Origin of the sequence: Frankia sp. AgKG'84/4, assembly GCF_023242965.2 — a bacterium.
Taxonomy (GTDB): Bacteria; Actinomycetota; Actinomycetes; order Frankiales; family Frankiaceae; genus Frankia.
Map to the genome: position 1 here is coordinate 1 of NZ_JALKFU020000565.1, position 3392 is coordinate 3392.

Genomic DNA, 3392 nt, shown 5'->3' on the forward strand with positions numbered 1-3392 from the left:
GCGGCGGCACGGGCGCGGTCGGCGCGGCGGCGCTGCCCGCCGACGCGATGGTCTGCTCCTGTCACGCCCTGACCCGGGGGACGATCGACACCGCGATCGACGAGTCCGAACTGAGCACCGTCGCCGAGGTGAAGGCGTGCACGAAGGCCGGCACCGGCTGCGGTTCGTGCGTCCCGATGCTGGCCACGCTGCTCGCCGAGCGCGGCGTCACGCTCAGCCGGGCACTGTGCGAGCATTTCGAGTATTCCCGGGTGGAGCTCGCCGACGTCGTCCGGGTCGAGAACATCACCACGTTCAGCGAGCTGATCGCGCGGTACGGGCAGGGCCGGGGATGTGACGTCTGCAAACCGGCGGTCGCGTCCATTCTCGCCAGTTTCATCGGCGGACACATTCTCGACGGCGAACAGGCGGCCCTGCAGGACACCAACGACGCGTTCCTGGCGAACATCCAGCGCAACGGCACCTATTCGGTGGTGCCGCGCATTCCTGGTGGGGAGATAACGCCGGCGCGGCTCATCGCCATCGGCGAGGTCGCCCGCGATTTCGAGCTCTACACGAAGATCACCGGCGGGCAGCGTATCGATCTGCTCGGCGCCCGCGTCGAGCAGCTCCCGGCGATCTGGCGGCGACTCGTCGACGCCGGCTTCGAGTCCGGGCACGCCTACGGCAAGGCGCTGCGCACGGTGAAGTCCTGCGTCGGGTCGACGTGGTGCCGCTTCGGCGTCGGCGACTCGGTGGCGCTGGCCATCCGCCTCGAGCTGCGCTACCGGGGTCTGCGCGCCCCCCACAAGATCAAGGCCGGGGTGTCCGGCTGCGCCCGGGAGTGCGCGGAGGCCCGGTCCAAGGACGTCGGCGTGATCGCCACGGACAACGGGTGGAACCTCTACGTCGGCGGCAACGGCGGTTTCCGCCCCCGCCACGCCGACCTGCTGCTCACCGACGTCGATACCGACACCCTCGTCCGCACGATCGACCGGTTCCTGCTCTTCTACGTCCGCACCGCCGACCGGCTGCAACGCACGTCGGCCTGGGTCGAGTCGCTGTCCGCCGACGGGGTCGACCCCCTGGCGTACCTGCGGTCAGTGCTGATCGACGACGTGCTCGGCATCGTCGGCGAGCTCGACGCGGCGATCGGGCGCCACGTCGCCGGCTACGAGGACGAATGGGCGGCGGTGCTCGACGACCCGCAGCGACTCGCCCGGTTCGTCTCGTTCGTCAACGCCCCGGACACCCCCGACCCGAGCATCTCGTTCGTCACCGAACGCGACCAGCCGCGCCCGCTGCTGCTGCCGATGCCGATACCACGTCCGACCGTCGCCGCGGACCTCGCGGACACGGCCCTGGACACCGCGCGATGACGGCCCTGGCCCGGCCGTGGGAGGATGCTGACTCGATGTGGACCACCGTGTGCCGCTACGACGACCTGGTACCCGAGCGGGGGGTGGCCGCGCTGATCGACGGTGTCCAGATCGCGGTGTTCCGCGCGCATGACGGCAGCCTGTTCGCCCTCGGCAACCAGGATCCGTTCTCCGGCGCGTGGGTGCTCTCCCGCGGCCTCGTCGGCACGAGGGCGGCGCAACCGACGGTGGCCTCCCCGCTGCACAAGCAGGTCTTCGACCTGCGCACCGGCCGGTGCCTGGACGTCGAGGGCGTCGCCGTGCCGGTCTACGAGGTCCGGACGCGGGCTGGATCGGTCGAGGTGAAAGCACCGTGAGTCACGACACCAGCCCTGGCGGCCCACGCGGGTCGACCGGGGTCGAACCCCTGGCCGGCTACACCGTCGGGATCACCGCGGCCCGCCGGCGCGAGGAGTTCGGCGCCGCGCTGGAACGCCGCGGCGCCTGCGTGCGCTACGGTCCGGCGATCCGGATCGTGCCGCTCGCCGACGACAGCCAGCTACGCGAGGCGACCGAACGGTGCCTGAGCGCGCCGCTGGACATCGTCGTCGCCACCACCGGCATCGGATTCCGCGGCTGGATGGACGCCGCCGACGCCTGGGACCTCGGTGAGCCGCTGAGCAAAGCGCTGGAGGGCGCGGTCCTGTTGGCGCGCGGGCCGAAGGTGCGCGGGGCGATCCGCGCCTGCGGACTCCGGGAGACCTGGTCACCGGCGTCGGAGTCGTCGAACGAGGTGCTGGAGCACCTCATCGAGACGTACGACCTCGACGGGCGGCGCATCGCCGTGCAGCTGCACGGCGAGCCGCTGCCCGACCTCGTCGAGACGCTGCGTCTGGCCGGCGCCGACGTCATCGAAGTGCCGGTCTACCGGTGGACCGTGCCGGACGACCTGGTCCCGCTGCGGCGGCTCATCGATGCCGTCGCCACCCTCGACCTCGACGCGGTCGCGTTCACCAGCGCGCCGGCGGCGATCAGCTTCCTGCGCGCCGCGGACGAGCAGGGCCTGGGCGACGCCGTGCATGAGGCGCTCCTCGGCCCGGTCATCACCGCCTGCGTCGGCCCGGTGACCGCAGGCCCGCTGCTCGCCCAGGGACTGCCCGTGATCCAGCCACCGCGTGCCCGCCTGGGCTCACTGGTCCGCGAGATCGTCGAGCAGGTCCCGCGGCGCCGCGGCCGGATCCTGCCCGTCGCCGATGGCTGGATCGACATCCGCGGCCAGGCCGTCGTCGTCGACAACGAACGGGTCATGCCGCTGGGCCGCACCGCGATGGCGCTCCTGCGCCGGCTCGCCGTCCAGCCCGGCCATGTCGTCACCCGCCGCGAGCTACTCCCACCCGGCGGCGGCGACGAGCACGCCGTTGAGGTCGCCGTCGGTCGGTTGCGCTCCGCCCTCGGCGACCCTCGGCTCATCCAGACCGTCGCCAAACGCGGCTACCGCCTCGCGTTCGACCCCGAGCGCGCCGCCGTCGACCCGGCCGACTGGCGCTACTGACCGGGCGAGCCCGTTCCCACTTCAACCCAGCAGGTCCGAAAGCAGCTCCCACTGGGCCCTGTACCGAGGCCACCGTTGGTTGACAGCGCGCCCATCGCCCTGCCTATGAGCGCCCGCACCCAAGAGGCGAGGTCGGCGAGTCCAGCGCCACCGACAGGCGCACCCGGCTACGTACATCGAGAACACGCGGTAGCCACTCCAGCGCAATGTGTTCCACTTCACACCATGCTGCTATGTGTCGCCACTCCACATAGCTCACTGTAATCCGCCGAACGCCATCAGGAAGAACGCCGATCCGCTTCCTTTCACAGCGGATCCACAGATCAGAAGCCCGCGCGCACTACCCGCACGCCACCCGGCCTGCCAGCCAGCAATTTACCCTGCGTAATTGGCGTCGACTCGCCCGGACATCATTTCGACGCTCTCAGAAGGTGTTTGAGATCTCCGGGTGGTGACTGGCTGTGATGTTCGGGGTGTGCGATGGGTGTGCGTTCGCGGGGAAA

Annotated in this window: 3 protein-coding genes; all 3 read left to right on the forward strand. The window is 70.9% G+C overall.

Going from position 1 to position 3392, the window contains the following annotated elements; genetic code table 11:
- The coding region (locus MXD58_RS23255; protein ID WP_250609917.1) for a (2Fe-2S)-binding protein at positions 1-1358 on the forward strand (1358 nt) is incomplete at its 5' end.
- A gap of 35 nt (positions 1359-1393) precedes the next feature.
- The gene (gene nirD / locus MXD58_RS23260) at positions 1394-1714 is read left to right on the forward strand and encodes a nitrite reductase small subunit NirD (protein ID WP_248837005.1); all 321 of its coding nucleotides are present in this window, start codon (positions 1394-1396) and stop codon (positions 1712-1714) included.
- Positions 1711-2889: a uroporphyrinogen-III synthase gene (locus MXD58_RS23265; protein ID WP_248837006.1), complete on the forward strand. Its 1179-nt coding sequence runs from the start codon at positions 1711-1713 to the stop codon at positions 2887-2889. The genes nirD and MXD58_RS23265 overlap by 4 nt, the downstream gene beginning before the upstream one ends.
- The last annotated feature ends 503 nt before the right edge of the window (positions 2890-3392 follow it).

Coding starts and splice junctions, on each gene's coding strand:
- nirD (WP_248837005.1), top strand. CDS start 1,394: ATGTGGACCACCGTGTGCCGCTACGACGACCTGGTACCCGAGCGGGGG.